Here is a 3,138-nt window from a genome sequence, read left to right as displayed (position 1 = left end):
AAAAAAAGATGGACTGCACTAGTAGTATTAGCTGTTAGTTTGTTTGTTGTTACAATGGATATGACAATATTAATTATGGCTTTACCGGAATTAGTAAGAGAGTTAGAGCCTTCTGGTACCCAACAGTTATGGATAGTTGATATATACTCTCTTGTTTTAGCTGGCTTTATAATTCCATTGAGTGCCTTTGCTGATAAATGGGGAAGAAAAAAAGCATTATTAACTGGATTTGCTTTATTTGGCCTCGTTTCATTAGCTATATTTTTCGCAGAAAGTGCAGAGTTCGTAATAGCTATTCGATTTTTACTTGGTATTGCAGGTGCTTTAATAATGCCAACTACTCTTTCAATGATAAGAGTAATTTTTGAAAACCCTAAAGAAAGGGCCACTGCATTAGCTGTATGGTCAATCGCTTCATCGATAGGTGCTGTTTTTGGACCAATTATCGGAGGAGCTTTACTTGAGCAATTTTCATGGCACTCGGCATTTTTAATTAATGTACCGTTTGCGATAATAGCAGTTGTAGCAGGTTTATTTTTATTACCAGAGTCTAAGTTATCAAAAGAAAAGTCTCACTCGTGGGATATTCCTTCTACAATTTTATCAATTGCAGGCATGATTGGACTGGTATGGAGTATCAAAGAATTTTCAAAAGAAGGACTAGCAGATATTATTCCATGGGTTGTAATAGTATTAGCAATTACCATGATAGTGATATTTGTTAAACGTAATTTATCAAGTTCTGATCCAATGTTAGACGTAAGACTTTTTAAAAAGAGATCATTTTCAGCTGGTACAATTGCTGCATTTATGACAATGTTTGCAATGGCATCTGTTTTGTTATTAGCTTCACAATGGTTACAGGTTGTGGAAGAACTTTCTCCTTTTAAAGCTGGCTTATACCTATTACCTATGGCAATAGGAGATATGGTGTTTGCACCAATTGCACCCGGATTAGCGGCGCGATTTGGACCGAAAATAGTGTTACCTTCCGGAATTGGAATTGCAGCCATTGGCATGTTTATTATGTATTTCTTTGGTCATCCATTATCATATTCTACAATGGCTTTAGCATTAATTTTAGTTGGAGCTGGTATGGCTTCACTAGCAGTTGCATCTGCTCTAATAATGTTAGAAACACCTACATCAAAAGCAGGTAATGCAGCTGCTGTTGAAGAGTCTATGTATGACCTTGGAAATGTTTTTGGTGTAGCAGTACTTGGTAGCCTATCTTCTATGCTTTATCGTGTATTTTTAGATATTTCATCTTTTTCATCAAAAGGTATAGTTGGAGATTTAGCTCATGTAGCTGAAGAATCTGTAGTGGGCGCTGTCGAAGTAGCTAAAGCTACGGGGATAAAACAGCTTGCAAACGAGGCTGTAACATCATTTAATGATGCTTTTGTAGCAACTGCTTTAGTAGGTGGGATTATCATGATTATCATTTCAATAGTTGTCTATTTGTTAATTCCCAAATCACTTGATATAACTAAACAAAAATAGTACTAAACATATATTTTTAGATATTGTAGATTAGTTTATTTTTAAAATTAGTAATAGTTAAAAAGTAGAACCATTAATTTTAAATGGTTCTACTTTTTTATTATTAAGTAAAATTATAAAAGACAATTTCTTAAATTAATAATATGATATACCTATATCTAATAATTTATTAGTATTAATAAACCTTGAAAGGATGATTAACTGATGAATAGAGCAGATATTTTTAAAATATTTGATGTAGAACTTAATATAACTATATTTTTAGGAGCACTAGTAGCAACTTTCATCTATTTTATAAGTTACATGAACAATGTAAATGAATTAATTACATTATGCTTAACATTAGCTTTTCCTGCATATTTATTAAAAATTAGCAGATCGTTCGAGGTTATTTTATTAGAGGAAAAAATAAAAAATAGTAAAATCAAAATCTGTGACAAAGATAGAATTGAACGAGAGATACTGGTGAAAAAGAACCTAATAGATGAACTATTGTTTCCTAATAGAGTTATTAAAAAATATACACTGACAATTTTAATTTACAGTATAGGTATTATTATTCTTTTACTACTTTGTAATATGTTAAGTTATGGAATTGGTGAAAATGTCAATTTTATCTGGAGATTACTAGCTTGTTATGTAACGAGTGTCACAGTGATTATAGTTGCCTTGATTATAATGATAATGATATTTGATCTTATAATTGGATTACTATTAAATTTTCAAATATTTTTAAAAAATAAAAAGTATGATGACTTTTTATAATTATTCGATTTATATAATGAAAAATTAAATGATTAAACATAGAAACCTCAAAACAAACCATATTTAATAGAGTTTATGGCGCCTTATACAAATAAAGGCTATGCTGTTAAAGAATTATGTAGCTATCTTCAGATTAATATGGATGATGTTTATACTATTGGCGATAGAAAATTGATTTACCTATGTTTAATACCCTAGATAATTCTTCTGATAATTTAGTTTTTGTTAGAGTTTAACATAACTGATGATTATCAGAAGTTTCATCACTATCAAAGGTGTATCAAGGGTTTATAAACTCTTGATACACCTTTTACATTCATTTTTAATTACCGAATATCCGACTCCAAAAACTTTTTTTTGAATGATTTTCATTTATCATATCTTCTTTTTGATCATCTAATTTATCGTCTTTTGTCAATTCACTATTTTGTTGCTTATACTCGTTTTTATCTTTACTCGTATCACTAAACTGAGAAACTATTTTTTCTTCTTGGTTATCTGAATCAATCTTTATGGAATCCGTATCCCCCATTGTTTCTTGAACTTCAAAGTCCTGTCTCTTATTAGCAGAATAATTAAGTTGTCTTTCTTCTTCTAACTCAGACTCCAATCTTTGTATTTTTTTGTTACTTTCTAATGTTAATACTTGTTGGTTTTCAAGTAATTTTGATCTTTCTTGCAATTCTTTCCTATAAAATTCTATTGTCACTTCATGACGCTTTTCTTGTTTTTCAAGTTGTTTATTTAAGGTGTCTATTTGCTTTTCAAGCAGTTCAATTATTTGAACATTATGTTTAGATTCTTTGTGGGAATTATCCTTTTTAACTTTTTCTGAGTTAGTGATAGTATCTTCAAATCCATATTTTTTTT

Annotated in this window: 3 protein-coding genes and 1 pseudogene; 3 read left to right on the top strand and 1 reads right to left on the bottom strand. The window is 30.0% G+C overall.

What is annotated here, in order from left to right; genetic code table 11:
• The 3 genes and pseudogenes from qac to HMPREF2930_RS11855 all read left to right on the top strand — a co-directional run.
• Positions 1-1,503, top strand: a 1,503-nt coding sequence (qac, locus tag HMPREF2930_RS01865; protein ID WP_031824900.1) for a QacA/B family quaternary ammonium compound efflux MFS transporter, incomplete at its 5' end; no start/stop codon positions are given.
• A gap of 204 nt (positions 1,504-1,707) precedes the next feature.
• Positions 1,708-2,268, top strand: coding sequence for a hypothetical protein (locus HMPREF2930_RS01860; RefSeq protein ID WP_001077893.1), 561 nt, complete (start codon positions 1,708-1,710; stop codon positions 2,266-2,268).
• Between the two features lie 63 nt (positions 2,269-2,331).
• Positions 2,332-2,466: pseudogene (locus HMPREF2930_RS11855) on the top strand (HAD hydrolase family protein); the annotation flags it as partial.
• 124 nt (positions 2,467-2,590) lie between these two features.
• Here the strand turns inward: HMPREF2930_RS11855 and HMPREF2930_RS01855 are convergent.
• Positions 2,591-3,138 (bottom strand): DUF536 domain-containing protein (locus tag HMPREF2930_RS01855; protein ID WP_070597213.1); only part of this gene is annotated, 548 nt, incomplete at its 5' end.

It is taken from the genome of Staphylococcus sp. HMSC068C09 (assembly GCF_001813735.1).
GTDB classification, from domain to species: Bacteria; Bacillota; Bacilli; order Staphylococcales; family Staphylococcaceae; genus Staphylococcus; species Staphylococcus hominis.
Note: the sequence above shows the minus strand (reverse complement) of the source record. Positions and strands in the feature narration are given on the sequence as shown.